Consider the following 18831-nt stretch of genomic DNA (forward strand, 5'->3'; position numbering starts at 1 on the left):
GTCATGTGGTTCTCGCGTGCACGTTCCGATACCTCACGGCTCGCGAGGGACATCCGCCCCGCGCAGCAGAACGCGTGACCTCCGGCACCCTACGATGAAGGGATCGCTGGGGGCGGCGAGACGGGAGACCTTTTCCGCGGCGTCCGGCACGGCAATGGTCGAGGGACGGGGTGCGAGTTGACGCGTTACCGAAGAGGGATCATCGCGGTCGTCGTCGCCGCAGGAATGGTCGGACTGACGAGCTGCGGCCCGTCTCGGGCTGACCTCATTCCGCACGACGCTCCCAGCGGTGGCCAGACGCTCAGCGAGGCGCGGTCCGCCATCGCACGGATCCCGGGTCTGACCGTCGACTTCCAGGGTGGGGAACGCCCGAACATCAAGGGAAACACCGGCTACGACATCGCGGTCACGGTCGATCCCGGTTATCGGATCGTCGATGGTCCCGCGCTGGTCACCTTCCTGACCGAATCGGCGTGGTCGGTGCGAAACGGATACCTGCCCAACGCCCAGATATCTCTGACGGTGACGGACGACCCCGCGAACGGTTTCGACGTCGCGAAGGCGGCCGCTGCGGCGGAGTGGATCGAACCGAGAGACCCTGTTCCGGAATCGGAGGGCTTCACCGTGGCCAACGTCGACACTGTCGAGGGATCGCCTGCCCGCGTACGGTTGGGCGATTGGCCGGGCGAGGTGCCGGCCGTCCCGACCGGGGTCACCGCCGCGCGATGACAGCGCCCCTCCACTGCGTCACAGCACCTTCTTCCACACCCCTTCGTACGAGATCGGTGCGAAGCCGATGGCCTCGTTGATCGAGAGCATGGGGCGGTTCTCCTCGGCGTTGTAGGTCAGCACGCGGGGCGACCGGGGAGCGACGTCGTTCCAGGCCAGGAGCCCGGCGCACTTCACGAGCATTCCGAGCCGGTGGCCTCGGTGCGACGCGACGACGAGGGTGTCCTCCTGGCTGGTCGCCGCGGTGCGGTCCTTGCCGATGACCAACTCGTTGAAGGCCGCGAGCTCGCCGGTGTCGACGTGCTGGGCGGCGGTGACGAGCATGTGCCGCCCCGCGTCGGTGTAACCCGCTTCGTAGCGGCGGACGCGAGCGGCATCCCAGACCTCCTCGTCGAACTCGAGGTCCGCCGAGGGGGCGTCCGTCACCATGCGGGACTTCATCCACGCGAAGGAGTCGACGAACTCGTCGGGAGTGGGGAGCGCCCACTGAACGATCCGGTACCCGACGGCCGCCCGCTCCGCCTCGGCGAGAAGTTCCTCGAGACGCGGTCGTGCCCCGGCGAGATCGAGCGCGCTCACCCGCACGATCTGCTCGAGCGAGAATCCGGATGCAAGGAGGAACCGCGCCGCTCGATCCCGGGGAATCGAGCCGAACCCCGTCGGCGCCTCGAGGCGCGGTCCATCAGCGGCGGGGTGCTCGGCCCACGACTGCAGGACGGTACGCCCGTGCTCGCGCGCGATGCTCTCGATGAGCGCGTAGGCGGCGCGCCCGATTCCGTGCCCCCACGCGGAGCGGCGCAATTCGATGAGCCAGAACCCGGTGCGGGCGCCTTCCTCCTGCGGGAAGTCGAGACCCACGCGCCCGACGACCTCGCCGTGGTGAACGGCGATCCACGCGAATCGCTTCATCTCGGGTCGGGGGTGGTAGAGCGGGAGGAGTTCGTCGGCGGGCATCGACGAGTCGTCGTGGCCCGAGATCTCGGAGGAGATCAGGTTGCGGAGGCGGACCATCTCGCGGAAGTCCGTGGCATCCGGAGCATCGATCCGGGAGGGGATGTGAAGAGGGCGCAGCTCGAGGCCGGCGGGGAGGGAAGTCACTGGAAGGTCTTTCGTCGGATGAGAAGAGGGTGGGGGTGGGGTCGACCCGAAGGCCGACCCCACCGGGATCAGAACGGCGGGCGGCTGAACGCCGCGGCGCTCTGCCAGGCCTGCTCGCGGCGGGCGCGCTCGGCGGCCGCGTCGCGGGCTCGAAGAGCCTCGACTGCTCGGGTGTCGAGGGCGCGGGCTCTGTTGGCATGCCGGTTCAGCAGCCAGAGACCCAGACGCAGCGACAGGCGGTCGAGCAGACCCAGCGGCCGGTACGCCGTCGTGTCGAACGTGATCGTCGAGGGGGTGGGCAGGGGGGAAGGCGCGGCCGAGGAGTGCTGCGGCGCGCGCGTGAACAGGGCGTTCATGCGGAAGCTCCGTAAGAAGATCTAGCGGGGGAGAGACGCGTCGAGCAGACAGCTCACGCGGGGGCGGACGCAGAGGGTCCGGGTGGCCGACGTCGAGAAGACGGGGCTCACGAGAAGCGGAGACGACGAGGCGTCTCGACGCGACGAACTAGCCCTGACGAGGGGGCATGCCGACGGCGGTGGTCACTCCCGTGGCGTATGCGGAGAGCACGGGGACGGCGGTGAAGCCTGGGGCGGTGAAGCCGGTCGTGGTGCGAATCATGGAAGTAACCTCCTTTCGACGTCGGTTGCGACCTCAGACGCTAGCGAAGGCTGTCAGCGAATGTCAAGCTCTCGCTCAGATTCGGATGGACGCCGGGCGCGTCGAACTCCGCGCACCGGCCCGCCGCCGCGGAATCCCGCGGTTTCTCGGCTACCGTGAACACGCGGGTCGATCGAGCGGAAGGCGGGTGACATGCACCTGAAGAGCGTGACGCTCAAGGGCTTCAAGTCGTTCGCCCAGTCGACCACCTTCGCGCTCGAGCCGGGGGTGACGTGCATCGTCGGTCCGAACGGCTCGGGCAAGTCCAACGTCGTCGATGCGCTCGCCTGGGTCATGGGGGAGCAGGGGGCGAAGACCCTCCGCGGCGGCAAGATGGAGGACGTCATCTTCGCCGGCACGTCGACGCGAGGCCCCCTGGGTCGCGCCGAGGTGCAGCTCACCATCGACAACGCCGATGGGGCCCTTCCGATCGACTACAGCGAGGTGACGATCAGCCGCACGCTGTTCCGCACCGGCGCGAGCGAGTACGCGATCAACGGGCAGACGTGTCGACTTCTCGACGTGCAGGAACTCCTCAGCGACTCCGGCCTCGGCCGCGAGATGCACGTCATCATCGGGCAGGGACGCCTCGACACCGTGCTCCAGGCGTCGGCGGAAGACCGGCGAGGCTTCATCGAAGAGGCCGCGGGCATCTTGAAGCACCGCCGCCGCAAAGAAAAGACCGTCCGCAAGCTCGAGGCGATGGAGACGAACCTCACGCGCTTGAGCGACCTGGCAGGCGAGCTGCGTCGGCAGCTGAAGCCACTGGGCAAGCAGGCCGAGATCGCTCGCGAAGCCGCCACGATCGCCGCCGTGGTCCGAGACGCGAAAGCGCGACTGTACGCCGACGAGCTCGTCCGTCTGCGCGCCGAACTGGCTGACGCCGCACGCGCCGAGAGCGAGCGCCACACCGAACGCCTGGGCCTGCAGGAGCAGTCCGAGGGACTCCGCGGACGAGTGGAGCGCCTCGAACACGACCAGCGTTCGGACGCCGTCGATCGTGCGCGCAGCGTTGCCTTCGCCCTCGAGCAGGTGCAGGAGCGACTCCGCGGGCTCTATACGCTCGCGGGCCAACGACTGACACTCCTCGGCGACGACGAGACCGACGGAGCCGGGTTCTCGCCCACCGTCACCCAGTCGATGATCGACGACGTCCGCGCCGAGATCGACGAGATCGCGGCGGGCCTCGGAGATGCGCAGGATGCCGCGGCTGAGGCGGCACGCGCCGTGACGCGCGCCCGCAGCGACCTCGACTCGCTCGACGTCGACATCGCCGCGCAGAGCGCCCTCGTGTCGGAGCACGACATGAAGATCACGAGCCTGCGGGGCGCGGCGGACGCCGCGAACTCCGCCCTCGCCGCCGTGCGCGCCGGGGTCGAACGCCAACAGCGGGCGCTCGACGCCGCTCTCGTTCGACGGGCCGAGGCGGAGAAAGCGCGAGCCGAGCTCGACCCCGACGTCGTTCCCGAAGCCTCTACCGCCGAGCACGCGGCCGCCTACGAGCGCGCGCAGCGCGACGCGAACGACGTCGAGGCGCGAGTCGCCGCACTCCGCGAACGGCTTCACGCGGCCGAGCGAGAGCGCGACGCGCTCACGGCCCAGACCACGGCGCTCGGCCGTGCTCTGGATGTCCGCAACGCGGCCGCCGACCTGATCGCGGCCGGGGGTGCCGGCATCCGGGGTCTGGTCGGCGACGACGTGAAGGTCAGAGCGGGGTACGAGGCGGCGGTGGCCGCGGTGCTGGGCACCCTCGCCGAGGGACTGCTCGTCGACGACGCGGTGTCCGCCTTCAGCGCCGCGCACACCGCGGCCGAGGCCGATCTGGGTCTGGTCGAGATCGTCTTGGCAGACGCCCCCGGGCCGGATTCGTCCGGGCCCGTGCTCAAGAGCGCGATCGCCGCGGCGGATGTCGTGACGGCGTCGGCCGGGGTGCTCGGCATCCTGTCTCGCGTTCTCATCGTCGACGATCTCGACGCCGCGCGCGCGGCGCAGTCGAACCTCGCGAACGACGTGACGGTGGTCACGCGCGCCGGCGAAGTCGTGACCGCGCGGACCGTCCGCGCCGGCTCGGGATCGGGGCGCTCACGCCTCGAACTCGCCGCCGAGAGGGATGCCGCCGCCGAGCGACTCGACGAGATCGTCGTGATCGCCGACTCGCTCCGCGAGGCGCTGGCCGACGAGCAACGCGCCCAGGTCGATGCGCGTCAGCGCACGAAAGACGCACTCTCGACGCTGCGCGCCCACGACGCGGCCCTCGCGGCCCACGCCGAGAAGGTCAACCGGGTGACCGTACGCCACGAGGCGGTGGTCGCCGAGTGCGATCGCCTGGCCGCGGGTCTTGCGCAGACCGAGACGGCTGTCGCCGAGGCCGAGGAGGCGGCGCGCCGCGCCGACGAGACCCTCACCCGCGCGCTCGAGGCGCCGCGTCCCCTGCTCGACGCGTCGGCCCGCGAAGGTCTCGCGGCCGAGGTCGACGCCGCGCGGGAGGGCGAGATGCGCGCACGGCTCGACATCGAGACGCTGAAGGAGCGTGTTCGCGCGGGGGAGGCCCGTATCGTCCAGCTCGAACAGCAGCGCGAGCGCGAGCGCTCCGCGGCCGCGGAAGCCGCACGGCGTGCGGTGCTGCGTCGCGCGCAGCGAGAGATCGCCGCCGAGGTCGCAGGTCACCTCCCGGCCCTGCTCGACTCGGTGGACCGCTCGGTCAGCCAGGCGCGTGTCGAGCTCGCGGCCGCGGAATCCGCCCGCACGGCGATCACCGCAGAGCTCGCGCGGGCGCGCGCCGACGAAGCCCTCGTGCGCGAGCGTCTCGCGCGGTTGACCGAGAGCGTGCACGGGCTCGAACTTCAGATGCACGAGAAGAAGCTGCACGTGACGGGGCTGCTCGAACGCGTCCAGTCCGAACTCGCCCTCGACGAGAACATTCTCGTTTCGGAATACGGTCCCGACCAGCCGATCCCCGCCGAAAACACCGAGGCGGGGGTCCCGTTCGAGCGGGCCGCGCAGAAGCGCAGGCTGCAGGATGCCGAGCGCAAGCTCTCACAACTCGGCAGGGTGAACCCGCTGGCGCTCGAGGAGTTCGCCGCTCTCGAACAGCGGCACGCCTTCCTCACCGAGCAACTGGCGGATCTGCAGCAGACCCGCGCGGATCTGCAGACGATCATTGCCGACCTCGACGAGCGCATGCAGACGATCTTCGTCGCGGCCTTCGAGGACACGCGGGCCGCCTTTACCGAGATCTTCCCGATCCTCTTCCCCGGAGGCGCGGGGAGCATCTCGCTCACCGACCCCGACCACCCGCTGACGACCGGCATCGAGGTGGCGGTGCGTCCGGTGGGCAAGAAGATCGAGCGGCTGTCACTGCTGTCGGGCGGGGAACGCTCGCTCGCCGCCGTGGCCTTCCTCACGTCGATCTTCACGGCGCGACCGAGCCCCTTCTACATCCTCGACGAAGTGGAGGCGGCACTCGACGACGCGAACCTCGGCCGCCTGCTCGGGGTGTTCGAGAAGCTCCGCGCGAGCAGCCAGCTCATCGTCATCACACACCAGAAGCGCACGATGGAGATCGCCGACGCGCTGTACGGGGTGTCGATGCGTCAGGACGGGGTCTCAGCCGTCGTCGGTCAGCGTGTCGGCGATCGCGCCGCCGCCGGCGCCGAGGCGACTCCCGCGGCATCCGTCGACGCCGCCCGTGACGAAGCCACCCCCGTAAGCTGAAGCAATGGCTGAGAACTCCTGGTCGCTGGGCCGCGCGCTGCGCGGACTGTTCGTCAAACCCACGATCGACGAGACCACGTGGGACGACCTCGAGACCGCTCTGCTGACGGCCGACTTCGGCCCCGACGTGACCGAGCGCCTCGTCGACGAACTCCGCGAGAAGGTCGAGCGCTTCCGCACGACCGACCCGCGCGACCTGCAGCGCATGCTCCGCGAGACGCTCGAGGAGCACTTCGCGAAGTTCGACACGACGCTGCGGCTCACCGAGCGCCCCGCGGTGGTCCTGGTCGTCGGCGTCAACGGCGTCGGCAAGACCACCACGATCGGCAAATTCGCGAAGTTCCTGCAGCGCTACGGCCGCACCGTCACGGTCGGGGCCGCCGATACGTTCCGCGCCGCCGCCGTCGATCAGCTGGCGACCTGGGCCGAGCGCGGGGGAGCGACGATCGTCCGCCCCCAGCACGAGGGTCAGGACCCGGCATCCGTCGCCTTCCAGACCGTCGCCCACGCCAAGGAGACCGGCACCGAGATCGTCCTCGTCGACACCGCCGGCCGCCTGCACACCAAGGGCGGCCTCATGGACGAGCTCGGAAAGATCAAGCGCGTCATCGAGAAGCAGGCGCCCATCAGCGAGGTGCTGCTCGTGCTCGACGCGACGACCGGTCAGAACGGCCTCATGCAGGCCCAGGCCTTCCTCGACAGCGCCGGGGTCACGGGACTGGTGCTCACCAAGCTCGACGGTTCCGCGAAGGGCGGCTTCGTCCTCGCGGTGCAGGAGCGCACCGGCATCCCGGTGAAGCTCCTCGGCCAGGGCGAGGGCATCAACGACCTCACCGGTTTCACCCCGCACGTCTTCGCGGCCTCGCTCGTCGACTGAGCCCCGCGCGCCTTTACCGCACGCACCGACCGTGGCGGGTCGTCTTCCCGAACACCGGGCGGACTGCTTACATGGAGGCATGGCGATCGAGCACGACTTCTTCGGACTCCTCGAGTCGGGCCCCGACGGGTCGATCTTCTGGAGCGAGAACGTCGAGTTCGGCGACCAGAGCGTGACCGTCGATCTGACCGCACCCGACCAGGACGACGTGTCGGTCGAGGCGCTCGATGTCGCGGCATCCATGGTCTCCTCACTCGAGTCGATCGACCTCGCCGCGCGCAACGCCATGGTGAACGAACTCGATTCGCGCACCAGCGAGGTGACCGAGTACATCCTTCAGCAGCAGGCGACCCTCGGCGAGGAGCTCGAGGACCTTCTGACGGACGTCTCGGGCGACACGCACATCGACGTCATCAAGGCGCTGCAGTTGATGAGCATGACGATCCTCGCCGACGAGCACGGGGGTGCCGACCCCTTCGCCGTCCTCGAGTACGCGCTGGACCCCGACGCGACCGACGACGTGCTCCTGGTGAACCTCGCCTCCGACGGCAGCGTCCAGTCGGTCACCAGCGCCGACTGAGCGCGTGCAGACCTTCCTGCCGTACCCCTCGTTCACGGCATCCGCCGCCGCCCTCGACCTCAAGCGCTTAGGCAAGCAGCGTGTCGAGACGTTCCAGCTGTTGCGCGCGTTGACCGTACCCGACCATGGCTGGCGTCATCATCCGGCGGCGAAGATGTGGGACGGACACCTGCCGGCGCTCGTGTCGTACGGCCTCGTCATGACGGACGAGTGGATCGCCCAGGGTCGAGCCGACACCGTCCGAGAGAAGATCCGCGTCTTCGCGCCCGAGGTCGACGGCCTCACGCAGAACGAGCTCGACCTCCCGCCCTGGATCGGAGACGAGGCGTTCCACCTCGCGCACCGCTCCAACCTCGTGCGCAAGGACCCCGAGTTCTACGTCCCCCGTTTCGGGGACGTCGCCGACGACCTGCCGTACGTCTGGCCGGTCTGATTCACTTCCCGTGGAAAAGCGGGATCACCAGGTAGATCCCGTAGACCACCGCGGCGGCGACGCCGGCGAAGCAGACGAGACCGGCCATGGTGGCGGGCAGCGGTCGCGGCGTCTCGCGCGGCGCGACCACCGCGGTCGGTCCTTCGGGGTCGTCTCCATCCGGCACTCGAACGTCGGGGGCGCCGACGGCGAAGAATCGGATGCCGAGGGCGTACAGCCCCACGATGATGAGGGTGGCGGCCAGCCCCACCACGAAGACGAGCAGGATCGACCCTGCTTCGGTGCCGAGCCAGCCCGAGGCGCCGGCGCTTTCAAGGGGAGTGATCACGCGCGTTCTCCTTCGGTCTGGCGCTGGCCGATGCGATCGGCATCCACCGCCTCATCGTTGACGTTCTCGGCCGACACCGGGCGTCGGCGAGCGAGCAGGAACAGGCCCACGCAGACGGCCAGGCCGCCCACCAGCACGACCACGAGGCCGGCGATGCCCGACGAGGCCGCCCATGCGGCGCCTCCGCCGACGACGGCGGCCGCGGGCAGCGTGACGACCCACGCGAAGGCGATCCGGGTGACGACATTCCAGTGCACCGACGCGAGACGCTTGCCGAGCCCCGAGCCGATCACGGCGCCGGAGGTGACCTGCGTGGTCGAGAGCGGGAAGCCGAGGGTCGACGAGATGAGGATGGTCGAGGCGGCGCTCGTCTCGGCTGCGAAGCCCTGCGGAGGTTTCACATCGGTGATGCGCTTGCCGACCGTGCGCATGATGCGCCAGCCGCCCAGGTAGGTACCGAGGGCGATCGCGAGGCCCGCCGACAGGATGACCCACGGCTGCGGACCGGTGCCCGCCTCTTGGAAGCCGGCGACGATGAGGGTCAGCGTGATGACACCCATCGTCTTCTGGGCGTCGTTGGTGCCGTGCGCCAGCGACACGAGCGAGGCCGAGACCGTCTGGCCGTGACGGAAGGCGGTGGACGATCCGGCGACGGTCGCCATCTTCGTCACGCGGTACACGAGATAGGTCGCGGCGAGGGCCACGATCCCCGCGATGAACGGCGACAGCAGCGCGGGCAGCACGATCTTCGACAGCACCCCTCCCCACTCGACGGTCTGGACGCCGACGCCGATCACCGCGGCGCCGATGAGGCCGCCGAAGAGGGCGTGGGTCGAGCTGGAGGGCAGCCCGAGCCACCAGGTCAGCAGGTTCCACACCACGGCGCCCATGAGCCCCGCGAAGATCATCGGCACGGTGATCTGCGGAAGCCCCTGGTCGTTCTGAGCGAGGATCCCCTCCGACACCGTCTTGGCCACCGCGGTCGACAGGAACGCGCCGACGAGGTTGAGGATCGCGGAGATGAGCACCGCGACTTTGGGTTTCAGCGCGCCCGTGGCCACTGACGTCGCCATGGCGTTGGCGGTGTCGTGAAAGCCGTTGGTGAAGTCGAAGAAGATCGAGAGGGCGACGACGAGAAGGACGGGGACGAGGACGGTGAGATCCACCGCGACTCCGATCGAGGGGTGATACCGGAAGCGGGTCGGTTGGCCCGGCGACACGGTAGACCTCGGCGGTGAACGAAGTGTTCCCTATCCCGTGGGAGCGGAGAGGTCTACTCTCCGGTCTGCGCGCTCACACCGCCTGCGCGAAGCCCGCGTCGACGGACGCGATGTCCTTGGCCAGGTGCGCGAGGTGCGGAGGGATCTCGCGGCCCTTGGACACCATCGACTGCGCCCACAGGCGTCCGGCGCGGTATGACGACCGCACCAGGGGCCCGGCGAGCACGCCGAGGAAGCCGATGCGCTCGGCCTCTTCCTTGAACTCCACGAACTCGGCCGGCTTCACCCAGCGCTGCACGGGGAGGTGGCGCGGGGTGGGGCGCAGGTACTGCGTGATCGTGATGATGTCGGTGCCCGCCGCGTGCAGGTCTTCGAGGGCCTGGACGACCTCTGCGGGCTCTTCGCCCATGCCGAGGATGAGGTTCGACTTGGTGATGAGTCCCGCCTCTCGCGCCGCGGTGAGCACGCCGAGGGAGCGTTCGTATCGGAACGCCGGGCGAATGCGCTTGAAGATGCGGGGCACGGTCTCGACGTTGTGCGCGAAGACCTCGGGTCGCGACGAGAAGACCTCTTCGAGGTGCGCCGTGTTGCCCGAGAAGTCGGTCGCGAGGATCTCGACCCCGGTACCCGGGTTGTCGGCGTGGATGCGGCGCACGGTCTCGGCGTGCAGCCACGCGCCCTCGTCCGGCAGGTCGTCGCGGGCGACGCCGGTAACGGTGGCATAGCGCAGCTGCATCCGGGTGACGCTCTCGGCGACGCGGCGCGGTTCGTCGCGGTCGTAGTCGGCGGGCTTACCGGTGTCGATTTGGCAGAAGTCGCAGCGGCGCGTGCACTGCGAACCGCCGATGAGGAAGGTCGCCTCGCGGTCCTCCCAGCACTCGAAGATGTTGGGGCAGCCCGCCTCCTGGCAGACCGTGTGGAGTTCCTCGGTCTTCACGAGGTTCTGCAGGGCGGTGTACTCGGGGCCCATCTTGGCCTTGGTCTTGATCCACTCGGGCTTGCGCTCGATCGGCGTCTCGGCGTTGCGCACTTCGAGGCGCAGGAGCTTGCGGCCGTTCGGAGCGGTGGATGCCGGCACCCCGGCGTTCCCGGTTCCGCAGGCGCTCACGCGGCCACCACCGCGTCCTCGGCGCGGAAGACGCGCTCGATAGCGGGGACGAGGTCGGCGGGGGAGACGTCGGCGCCGAGCACCTCGCTGACGGTGGTCACTCCGGCATCCGTGATCCCGCAGGGGACGATGTGGCGGAAGCCCGCGAGGGTGTTGTCGCAGTTGACGGCGAAGCCGTGCATGGTCACTCCTTTTTCGACGCGGACTCCGATCGCCGCGACCTTGTCCACGCCGAGGGGGCGCCGTACCCAGACGCCGCTTCGTCCCTCGACGCGGAAGCCGTCGACGCCGAGGGCGCCGAGAGCGTCGATGAGCAGGGCTTCGAGGCGCCGGACGTGCGCGACGACGTCGATGGGTTCGGGGAGTCGCACGATCGGATACCCGACGAGCTGGCCCGGGCCGTGCCACGTGATCTTCCCGCCGCGGTCGACGTCGATCACGGGGGTGCCGTCGTCGGGGCGTTCGTGCGCCTCCGTGCGCTTTCCCGCGGTGTACACCGCCTCGTGTTCGAGAAGGAGCAGGGTGTCGACGCGGGCTCCCGCGACGACGTCGGCGTGGATGCGACGCTGATGCGCCCAGCCGTCGAGGTAGGGAACGTAGTGCGGGGACAGGCCCACCTGCTGGATGTCGATCATCGACCGCCTCCGATGTTGGATCGCGTCCAACAATACACGCGAGGTGCGCCCGTAGGCTGGGGCCGTGACCCCTGAGCCTCGAAGCGGACGACCGCGCGCCTCCTCGCGCGAAGTGCTCTCCGAGGCGGCCTGCGAACTGTTCCTGGAGCAGGGCTACGACGCGACCAGCGTGTCCGACATCACCCGCCGCGCGGGAGTGAGCCGGTCGAGCTTCTTCAACTACTTCTCCGCCAAGAGCGACGTGCTCTGGTCGGGATACGACGAGCAGGCGGATGCCGCGATCGAGCGCCTCCGCGAAGGCCAGCCGGTCGCCGAGTGCCTGCTGGCGATCGGCGCGGGTCTCGCACCCGACGCGCTCGCCCTCGCGATCACCAACGCCGACGCCATGGGCATCTCCGTCGAGCTCGACCGCGACCGGGCCGTCCGTCAATTCCGGCTGCAGCGGGAGCTCGCGGCGCGGTTCGTGCGCGATGGCACGCCGGAGCTGGCCGCCCAGGTCCGCGCGGGCGCGCTCGCGGCCGCCGTCCTGGCCGCCGTGTGGGCGTGGGCGGACCGCACCGCCGCCGGGCGGCCCCTCGCCGAAGTGCTGGACGCCGCGCTCGCTCTCGCGTGACGCGACAGGGCCGTCCACCCCACCCCCGAGAGATGGCCGGGGTCAGCGGCATCCCTCCGCGGAGGGTCCGGGTTCGGCGGATTGCCCGCGTCGCGCGCCCGGCGGGTGAGTGCGCGGCGGCGAACGCGGCGCGCCCCGCGTAAACTCGTCACATCATGGCGACTTTCGGCACCCTCTCCGACCGGCTCACAGAGACCTTCCGCAACCTCCGGAAGAAGGGCCAGCTCACGCCCGCCGACGTCGACGGGACGGTGCGCGAGATCCGCCGCGCCCTCCTCGACGCCGACGTCGCGCTGCCCGTGGTCAAGGAGTTCACCGCCGCGGTCCGCGAGCGCGCCCTGGGCGATGAGGTCAACCGGGCGCTGAACCCCGCGCAGCAGGTCGTGCAGATCGTCAACGACGAGCTCATCGGCATCCTGGGCGGTCAGCAGCGTCGCCTGCAGTTCGCCAAGAACCCGCCGACGGTCATCATGCTCGCCGGCCTCCAGGGATCCGGTAAGACGACCTTCGCCGGCAAGCTCGCCAAGATGCTCGAGAAGGACGGCCACACCCCGCTCCTCGTCGCGTGCGACCTCCAGCGTCCGAACGCCGTCAACCAGCTGCAGGTCGTCGCCGAGCGCGCCGGAGCCGCGATCTACGCTCCCGAGCCCGGCAACGGCGTCGGCGACCCGGTCAAGGTCGCCCGCGACGGCGTCGCGTACGCCACGCGTCAGCAGCACGACATCGTCATCATCGACACCGCCGGTCGCCTGGGAGTCGACGCCGAGCTGATGAAGCAGGCGTCCGACATCCGAAAGGCCACCGAGCCCGACGAGGTGCTCTTCGTCATCGACGCGATGATCGGTCAGGACGCGGTGAACACCGCGAAGGCGTTCCAGGACGGCGTCGACTTCACCGGCGTCGTGCTGTCGAAGCTCGACGGCGACGCCCGCGGTGGCGCCGCGCTGTCGGTCGCCTCGGTCACGGGTCGCCCCATCATCTTCGCCTCGACCGGTGAGGGTCTCGACGACGTCGAGCCCTTCTACCCCGACCGCATGGCATCCCGCATCCTCGACCTCGGTGACATCCTCACCCTGATCGAGCAGGCGCAGTCGGCCTTCGACGAGGCCGAGGCGATGAAGGTCGCCGAGAAGCTCGCGACCGAGACCTTCACGCTCGAGGACTTCCTCGAGCAGATGCAGCAGATGAAGAAGATGGGCTCCATGAAGAAGATGCTCGGGATGCTCCCGGGCATGGGAAACATGAAGCAACAGCTCGAGAACTTCGACGAGCGCGAGATCGACCGCACCGAGGCGATCATCCGCTCGATGACTGTCGCCGAACGACGCAACCCCAAGATGCTCAACGGCTCGCGCCGCCTGCGCATCGCCCGCGGTTCGGGCATGACGGTCACCGACGTCAATCAGCTCGTCCAGCGATTCGACCAGGCCGCCAAGATGATGAAGACCGTCGCGCGCGGCGGGGTGCCCAACATCCCCGGCATGGGACCTGTCGGCGGCAAGCCCGGCGCGTCGTCCAAGCGCGGCAAGCAGCAGAAGGCGAAGGGTTCGCGTTCGGGCAACCCCGCCAAGCGCGCGGCCGAGAACGCCGGTATCACGGCATCCGCACCGGCTACCGGCTCGGGCTTCGGCCTGGGCGGGCAGGCGGCGCCGAGCGAGGCCGATCTCGCCGAGCTGCAGAAGATGCTCGGACGCGGCTGACGCCATTGCCCGGGGGAGACCCCGGCGTCCGCCTCAGGGCAGGACGTCGGCGTCCTGCAGGGCGGACATGACCGTTTGCTCGATCGCGCGCTGACCGCGCGGGGTGGGGTGGACGTCGTCCTCCTGCATCCACTCCGGGTGGCCCGCGAGGGGCTGCCCGACGTCGATGAAGGTTCCCCCGACCTTCTCGACGGCGTCCTTGAGCGCGTCGGAGGTCACCTTCGTGTCGGTGGGGACGTCGGCGTCGTCGTTCCAGATCGTGCTCAGGCCAATGATGCGGGCATCGGGAGCGGCCCCGTGCAGCTGGTCGACGGTGTCGGCGGTGTCGGTGCGGATCTCGTCCTCGTCCTCCCAGAAGTCGTTGCTGGAGGACTCGACGACGAGCAGCTGCGGCTGCAGAGCGGCGACAGCGGGAACCAGGCCGGCGTAGGCGGTTCCGCAGTCGCCCTGCGCCACGAAGCCCATGCCCGGGCAGGCGAGGTTCGTCAGCGACACGTGGGCGCGTGCGGAGAGGAGTGTCGGCCACGCCTGCTGCGGTTCCAGGCCGAAGCCCGACATGAGGGAGTCTCCCAGGGTGACCACCCGCAGGGGCCCCGTCGGCGTCGACGACGGCGACGGGCTCGCCTCGAGCGCGGGGGCGGCGAAGGTGGGCAGGGCAGCGGGGTCGGCGGGGTCGGCGGCGCAGCCGGCGAGCATCGCGACCACGCCTGCGGAGAGGGCGGTCAGCGAAGCCACGGTGGCGCGGCGTCCGAAGGTCATGACGCGATCCTAGGTTCGCGCACCTATGAACGAGCGCGGAGGTTCACCTCTAGACGCGCAGGGCCGCGAGGTGCTCGCGCAGGGTCGGGCCCCCGCGGAACTCGCGGATGAGGTGCTGCACCACCTCGCGCAGATCGCCGTCGGCCGCGTCGGCGACCGCGATCTGCCGCGCCGAGCTGCCGCCCGTGGCGAGGATCGTCTCGAGGCTCGCGAACTCCTTCGCGCACTTCAGCTCGAGGGCGATGTCGGCGAGCTCCTCCATCGTCTCGCGCAGGTGCTCGACCACGGGGCGCTGCGTCCCCTCGCGGTCGACGATCACGCGCGCGTCGAGACCGTAGCGGGCCGCGCGCCACTTGTTCTCGCGGGCGTACCAGGGCGGGATGCCGGGAAGTTCGCCCCCCTCGTCGAGCAGCCGCGAGAAGTGCTCGACGAGCGTCTGCGCGAGCGAGGCGACCGCGGCCAGCTCGGGCAGGGTCGACATGCCGTCGCAGGCGCGGATCTCGATCGTGCCCCACTTGGGCGCCGGACGGATGTCCCAGCGCACCTCGCTGGCATCCGCCATCACTCCGGTACGGACCATGTCGTCGAGGTAGCTCTCGAAATTGCCCCACGAGTCGAGCTGCCAGGGCAGGCCCGCCGTGGGGAGCTGCTGGAAGACGAGAGCGCGATTCGATGCGTATCCAGTGCGCTCGCCCGCCCAGAAGGGGCTGGATGCCGACAGCGCCTGCAGATGGGGGAGGTAGACGTTCAGTGCGTTGACGATCGGAATGACCTTCTCGACGTCGTCCACGCCGACGTGCACGTGGATGCCCCAGATCATCATGTTGCGCCCCCACCACTGGGTGCGCTCGATGAGCGAGTGGTAGCGCGTCTTGTCGGTGACCTCCTGGTCGAACCACTGCGCGAAGGGGTGACTGCCGGCGCACAGGATCTCGACCCCGCGCGGCTCGGTCTCGTCGCGCAGGGCGCAGATGGCGTCGGCGATGTCGTCCACGGCCTCGGCGACGGTGTGCCCGACGCCGCTGGTCACCTCGACGGTGTTCGTGAGCAGCTCACCGGTGACCGTGAACCGCTCGAGCGCGGTCTTGTCTTCGAGCTGGTCGAGGATCTCGGGCGCGCGGGGGACCAGATCGCCCGTCTCGCGGTCCGCGAGCATGAGCTCCCATTCCAGACCCACGGACGAACGCGTCGATGCAGCGAACGGCAGCCTCATGCGGCTCAGTCTGACATGGGGGTCGGATGCGGGGATCCTCCGCTACCCTTCGAGACGCCGCGTGTCGCGGCGCGTCGCGTGTCATTGCGAGGCCCGGGGATCTGGCAGAATAGAGGGCTGGACCCGCTACTCGACCCTCTATCCAGTATCGGTCCACCCTTTTGAGCTTCCGCCGGGTGTGCACCCCACTCTCCAGGCGTTCGGTTCGTTCGTTTTCATCATTTGGAGTCATCGTGGCTGTCAAGATCCGTCTCAAGCGCCTCGGAAAGATCCGCGCGCCCTACTACCGCATCGTCGTCGCCGACTCGCGCACCAAGCGCGATGGTCGTGTCATCGAGGAGATCGGCAAGTACCACCCGACCGAGGAGCCCTCGTTCATCGAGGTCGACTCCGAGCGCGCGCAGTACTGGCTCTCCGTGGGCGCGCAGCCCACCGAGCAGGTCGCCGCCATCCTCAAGCTCACGGGCGACTGGGGCAAGTTCAAGGGCGACAAGAACGCCGTCTCGACCGTCAAGGTCCGCGAGCCCAAGGCCGCGTTCGAGGCCGACGCCTCGAAGAAGTCGGTCGTCAAGCCCAAGGCCGAGAAGAAGGCCGAAGCTCCCGCCGAGGCGCCCGCTGAGGACGCCGCCGAGACCTCGGCCGAGTAATTCCCGTGCTGTCTGCCGCGCTCGAACACGTCGTCAAGGGGATCGTCGATCACCCCGATGCCGTGACCATCCGTTCCAGCTCTTCGCCTCGCGGCGACGTGCTGGAGGTTCGCGTGCACCCCGATGACCGGGGTCGCGTGATCGGGCGCGGCGGACGCACCGCCAAGGCACTGCGCACGGTCGTGTCGGCTCTCGCCGACGGACGTCGCGTGCGCGTCGACGTCGCCGACGACTGATGGCGAACGGCGACACCGCGGGCGCGCAGCCCGCCAAGACCCAGCTCCGCGTCGGACGACTCGTCAAGGCCCACGGCCTGAAGGGTGCGTTCAAGCTCGAGCTGTACACCGACGATCCCGACGGGCGCTTCACACCGGGGAGCACCTTCACCCTGCAGGTTCCGGAGTCCTCGCCGTGGCACGGACGCGAGCTGACGGTCCGTGAATTCCGGTGGATGAACTCGCACCCGGTCGCCTTCTTCGAGGGCGTCGACGACCGCAACGCGGCCGAAGAGCTCGTCAAGGCCATTCTGTGGATCGACCAGGATGCCGAAGCCGCTCCCGCCGAAGACGACGCCTGGTACGACCACCAGCTCGTCGGTCTCGACGTCGTGCGCGACGGCGCCGTCATCGGCCGCGTCGTCCGCGTCGACCACTTCCCGGCGCAGGACCTCTTGATCGTCCGCATGGCCGGCGAAGACCGCGAGGTCCTCGTTCCTTTCGTGGGCGCCATCGTCCCCGAGGTCGACATCGCGGGTGGCCGCGTCGTCGTCACTCCGCCCGCGGGGCTCTTCGAAGAGCTCCCGGCCGACGCTGACGACGAGCCCGAACCCGTCTCGGCGTCGGACAAATCCGACGGCGAGACGCCCGACACCTCCGAGGACTGACGTGCGCATCGACATCGTCTCGATCTTCCCGACGATCTTCGATGCTCTCGAGGTGTCGCTGCTCGGCAAAGCCCGGCAGAGCGGTCTGCTCGACGTCCGCATCCGCGATCTGCGGGACTACACGCACGACCGTCACCGCACCGTCGACGACACCCCGTACGGCGGCGGCGCCGGCATGGTCATGAAGCCTGAGCCCTGGGGTGAAGCGCTCGACGACGTGACGAGCGACGCCGAAGCGCGCCCGGTCATCATCTTCCCCTCGCCCGCGGGCGAGCGGTTCACGCAGGCGACGGCGCGAGAGCTCTCCACCGCCCCGCACCTCGTCTTCGGCTGCGGCCGGTACGAGGGCATCGACGAGCGCGTCTTCGACTACGCCGCCGAGCGGGGCGACGTGCGCCTGATCTCTTTGGGCGACTACGTGCTCAACGGGGGAGAGGTCGCCGTCATGGCGATGGTCGAGGCGATCGGACGACTGATCCCCGGCGTCGTCGGCAACCCCGAGAGCCTTGTCGAGGAGTCGCACGAGGACGGCCTGCTCGAATACCCCTCGTTCACCAAGCCGGCCGTGTGGCGCGAGCGAGAGGTGCCGCCCGTGCTCCTGAGCGGCAACCACGGCGCCGTGGCGACCTGGCGTCGCGCGCAGCAGATCGAGCGCACGCGCGAGCGGCGGCCCGACCTGCTCGCTGACTGACGCGGCAGAGCTCTTCCGTCGCTGCCGGGAGGATGCCGCGACCTCGGGCCGCGGCATCCGGGATCATCCGTCAGTCGACGCCCAGGAACGAGCGATCGGTCAGGACGATGGGACCGTCGGCGGTGATCGCCACGGTGTGCTCGGAGTGCGCTCCGCGCGATCCATCGGCGCTGCACAGGGTCCATCCGTCGGGGTCGGTGATCAGCTCGTCGGTGGTCTGCAGGAACCACGGCTCGAGCGCGAGCACGAGGCCGTCGCGGAGCGGGTAGCCGCGGCCGGCCTTGCCGTCGTTGGCGACGTGCGGGTCGCCGTGCATGGTGCGGCCGACGCCGTGGCCGCCGAAGTCGGTGTTGATGCTCAGGCCCTCGGCGTGGGCGACGGCGGCGATCGCGGCGGAGATGTCGCCGATCTTGCGGCCCACGCTCGCGGCCTCGATCGCGGCGGCCAGCGCGCGCTGCGAGGTGTCGATGAGGGCGAGGTCTTCGTCGCGAGCGGTGCCCACGACGAAGGAGACGGCGGAGTCGGCGACCCAGCCGTCCACGGACGCGGCGAAGTCGAGCGAGACGAGGTCGCCGTCACGCAGCACGTAGTCGTGGGGGAGTCCGTGCAGCACGGCGTCGTTGATCGACGTGCAGAGGACCTTGCCGAAGGGGCTCGCGCCGAAGGACGGGTGGTAATCGATGTAGCACGACTCCGCGCCGGCCGAGCGGATCATGTCGTGCGCGCGACGGTCCAACTGCAGCAGGTTGGTCCCCACCTTGGTCTCGGCGCGCAGCGTGGCCAGCACCTCCGCGACGAAGCGTCCGGCGGGGCGCATCGCGTCGATCTCGGCCGGGGTGCGCAGTTCGATCATGGGTGGTTCCTCTCGCGTCGAACCTCCATTGTCTCCGATCCGCGGCGCCGCCGCCCGATGCGCGTGCGCCATAGCCTTCTCAGAGGCGAAGCA

At 69.7% G+C, this 18831-nt stretch carries 20 protein-coding genes; 11 read left to right on the plus strand and 9 right to left on the minus strand.

The window, feature by feature from the left end; translation table 11 throughout:
• Positions 1-177 precede the first annotated feature (177 nt).
• Complete coding sequence (locus ASE56_RS13865) at positions 178-729, plus strand: hypothetical protein (RefSeq protein ID WP_156371745.1); 552 nt, start codon at positions 178-180, stop codon at positions 727-729.
• Between the two features lie 18 nt (positions 730-747).
• On the opposite strand, the gene ASE56_RS13870 is transcribed toward ASE56_RS13865, so the two are convergent.
• Positions 748-1827 (minus strand): GNAT family N-acetyltransferase, encoded by a 1080-nt coding sequence (locus tag ASE56_RS13870; protein ID WP_056230863.1) that lies wholly within the window; start codon positions 1825-1827, stop codon positions 748-750.
• A 68-nt stretch (positions 1828-1895) separates the two neighbouring features.
• Entirely contained in the window at positions 1896-2183 is a 288-nt protein-coding gene (locus tag ASE56_RS13875) for a hypothetical protein (protein WP_056230865.1), read from the minus strand.
• A gap of 454 nt (positions 2184-2637) precedes the next feature.
• Here ASE56_RS13875 and smc point away from each other — a divergent pair, with 454 nt between their 5' ends.
• The 4 genes from smc to ASE56_RS13895 all read left to right on the plus strand — a co-directional run bounded on the left by smc (position 2638) and on the right by ASE56_RS13895 (position 8088).
• The gene (gene smc, locus ASE56_RS13880; RefSeq protein WP_056230867.1) at positions 2638-6198 is read left to right on the plus strand and encodes a chromosome segregation protein SMC; all 3561 of its coding nucleotides are present in this window, start codon (positions 2638-2640) and stop codon (positions 6196-6198) included.
• 4 nt (positions 6199-6202) lie between these two features.
• Entirely contained in the window at positions 6203-7075 is an 873-nt protein-coding gene (gene ftsY, locus ASE56_RS13885; protein ID WP_056230868.1) for a signal recognition particle-docking protein FtsY, read from the plus strand.
• 79 nt (positions 7076-7154) lie between these two features.
• Positions 7155-7655, plus strand: a complete 501-nt coding sequence (locus ASE56_RS13890; protein ID WP_056230870.1) for a DUF2004 domain-containing protein — start codon at positions 7155-7157, stop codon at positions 7653-7655.
• A gap of 4 nt (positions 7656-7659) precedes the next feature.
• Entirely contained in the window at positions 7660-8088 is a 429-nt protein-coding gene (locus ASE56_RS13895) for an MSMEG_6728 family protein (protein WP_056230872.1), read from the plus strand.
• Between the two features lies 1 nt (position 8089).
• Here the strand turns inward: ASE56_RS13895 and ASE56_RS13900 are convergent, their stop codons facing one another.
• The 4 genes from ASE56_RS13900 to lipB all read right to left on the minus strand — a co-directional run bounded on the left by ASE56_RS13900 (position 8090) and on the right by lipB (position 11379).
• Positions 8090-8416 carry a hypothetical protein gene (locus ASE56_RS13900; protein ID WP_056230874.1) on the minus strand — a complete coding sequence of 109 codons (327 nt, stop codon included), beginning with the start codon at positions 8414-8416 and terminating at the stop codon, positions 8090-8092.
• Complete coding sequence (locus ASE56_RS13905) at positions 8413-9582, minus strand: inorganic phosphate transporter (protein WP_056230876.1); 1170 nt, start codon at positions 9580-9582, stop codon at positions 8413-8415. Before ASE56_RS13905 ends, ASE56_RS13900 begins: the two co-directional genes overlap by 4 nt.
• A gap of 127 nt (positions 9583-9709) precedes the next feature.
• Positions 9710-10714: a lipoyl synthase gene (gene lipA / locus ASE56_RS13910; protein WP_056232290.1), complete on the minus strand. Its 1005-nt coding sequence runs from the start codon at positions 10712-10714 to the stop codon at positions 9710-9712.
• Between the two features lie 26 nt (positions 10715-10740).
• Positions 10741-11379 carry a lipoyl(octanoyl) transferase LipB gene (gene lipB, locus ASE56_RS13915; RefSeq protein WP_056230878.1) on the minus strand — a complete coding sequence of 213 codons (639 nt, stop codon included), beginning with the start codon at positions 11377-11379 and terminating at the stop codon, positions 10741-10743.
• Between the two features lie 64 nt (positions 11380-11443).
• Here lipB and ASE56_RS13920 point away from each other — a divergent pair, with 64 nt between their 5' ends.
• Positions 11444-11992 (plus strand): TetR/AcrR family transcriptional regulator, encoded by a 549-nt coding sequence (locus ASE56_RS13920; protein ID WP_056230880.1) that lies wholly within the window; start codon positions 11444-11446, stop codon positions 11990-11992.
• A 155-nt stretch (positions 11993-12147) separates the two neighbouring features.
• On the plus strand, positions 12148-13692 hold the full coding sequence (gene ffh, locus ASE56_RS13925) for a signal recognition particle protein (protein WP_056230883.1): 1545 nt from the start codon (positions 12148-12150) through the stop codon (positions 13690-13692).
• 33 nt (positions 13693-13725) lie between these two features.
• Here ffh and ASE56_RS13930 read toward each other — a convergent pair whose 3' ends face one another.
• Positions 13726-14451, minus strand: coding sequence for an SGNH/GDSL hydrolase family protein (locus ASE56_RS13930; RefSeq protein ID WP_056230884.1), 726 nt, complete (start codon positions 14449-14451; stop codon positions 13726-13728).
• 49 nt (positions 14452-14500) lie between these two features.
• The gene (locus tag ASE56_RS13935) at positions 14501-15664 is read right to left on the minus strand and encodes a glutamate--cysteine ligase (protein WP_056230887.1); all 1164 of its coding nucleotides are present in this window, start codon (positions 15662-15664) and stop codon (positions 14501-14503) included.
• A gap of 233 nt (positions 15665-15897) precedes the next feature.
• Between ASE56_RS13935 and rpsP the strand changes: the two genes are divergently transcribed.
• The 4 genes from rpsP to trmD are packed head-to-tail and all read left to right on the plus strand — an operon-like array spanning position 15898 to position 17885.
• On the plus strand, positions 15898-16311 hold the full coding sequence (gene rpsP / locus ASE56_RS13940; protein WP_056230889.1) for a 30S ribosomal protein S16: 414 nt from the start codon (positions 15898-15900) through the stop codon (positions 16309-16311).
• 5 nt (positions 16312-16316) lie between these two features.
• Positions 16317-16547 (plus strand): RNA-binding protein, encoded by a 231-nt coding sequence (locus ASE56_RS13945; RefSeq protein WP_056230892.1) that lies wholly within the window; start codon positions 16317-16319, stop codon positions 16545-16547.
• A complete protein-coding gene (gene rimM / locus ASE56_RS13950) occupies positions 16547-17194 on the plus strand; it encodes a ribosome maturation factor RimM (protein WP_056230895.1) in 648 nt (215 codons plus the stop codon). Before ASE56_RS13945 ends, rimM begins: the two co-directional genes overlap by 1 nt.
• 1 nt (position 17195) lies before the next feature.
• Entirely contained in the window at positions 17196-17885 is a 690-nt protein-coding gene (trmD, locus tag ASE56_RS13955; protein ID WP_056230897.1) for a tRNA (guanosine(37)-N1)-methyltransferase TrmD, read from the plus strand.
• 70 nt (positions 17886-17955) lie between these two features.
• Here trmD and map read toward each other — a convergent pair whose 3' ends face one another.
• Positions 17956-18738, minus strand: coding sequence for a type I methionyl aminopeptidase (map, locus tag ASE56_RS13960; RefSeq protein WP_056230899.1), 783 nt, complete (start codon positions 18736-18738; stop codon positions 17956-17958).
• Positions 18739-18831: the final 93 nt, after the last annotated feature.

This window comes from Microbacterium sp. Leaf203, from assembly GCF_001421275.1.
Taxonomy (GTDB): domain Bacteria; phylum Actinomycetota; class Actinomycetes; order Actinomycetales; family Microbacteriaceae; genus Microbacterium; species Microbacterium testaceum_A.

Excerpts from the sequence above, each read along its gene's own strand:
- lipB (WP_056230878.1), bottom strand. The coding sequence starts at position 11,379 with ATGATCGACATCCAGCAGGTGGGCCTGTCCCCGCACTACGTTCCCTAC.
- ASE56_RS13875 (WP_056230865.1), bottom strand. The coding sequence starts at position 2,183 with ATGAACGCCCTGTTCACGCGCGCGCCGCAGCACTCCTCGGCCGCGCCT.
- ASE56_RS13935 (WP_056230887.1), bottom strand. The coding sequence starts at position 15,664 with ATGAGGCTGCCGTTCGCTGCATCGACGCGTTCGTCCGTGGGTCTGGAA.
- ffh (WP_056230883.1), top strand. The coding sequence starts at position 12,148 with ATGGCGACTTTCGGCACCCTCTCCGACCGGCTCACAGAGACCTTCCGC.
- rimM (WP_056230895.1), top strand. The coding sequence starts at position 16,547 with ATGGCGAACGGCGACACCGCGGGCGCGCAGCCCGCCAAGACCCAGCTC.
- ftsY (WP_056230868.1), top strand. The coding sequence starts at position 6,203 with ATGGCTGAGAACTCCTGGTCGCTGGGCCGCGCGCTGCGCGGACTGTTC.
- ASE56_RS13930 (WP_056230884.1), bottom strand. The coding sequence starts at position 14,451 with ATGACCTTCGGACGCCGCGCCACCGTGGCTTCGCTGACCGCCCTCTCC.
- ASE56_RS13890 (WP_056230870.1), top strand. The coding sequence starts at position 7,155 with ATGGCGATCGAGCACGACTTCTTCGGACTCCTCGAGTCGGGCCCCGAC.
- map (WP_056230899.1), bottom strand. The coding sequence starts at position 18,738 with ATGATCGAACTGCGCACCCCGGCCGAGATCGACGCGATGCGCCCCGCC.
- smc (WP_056230867.1), top strand. The coding sequence starts at position 2,638 with ATGCACCTGAAGAGCGTGACGCTCAAGGGCTTCAAGTCGTTCGCCCAG.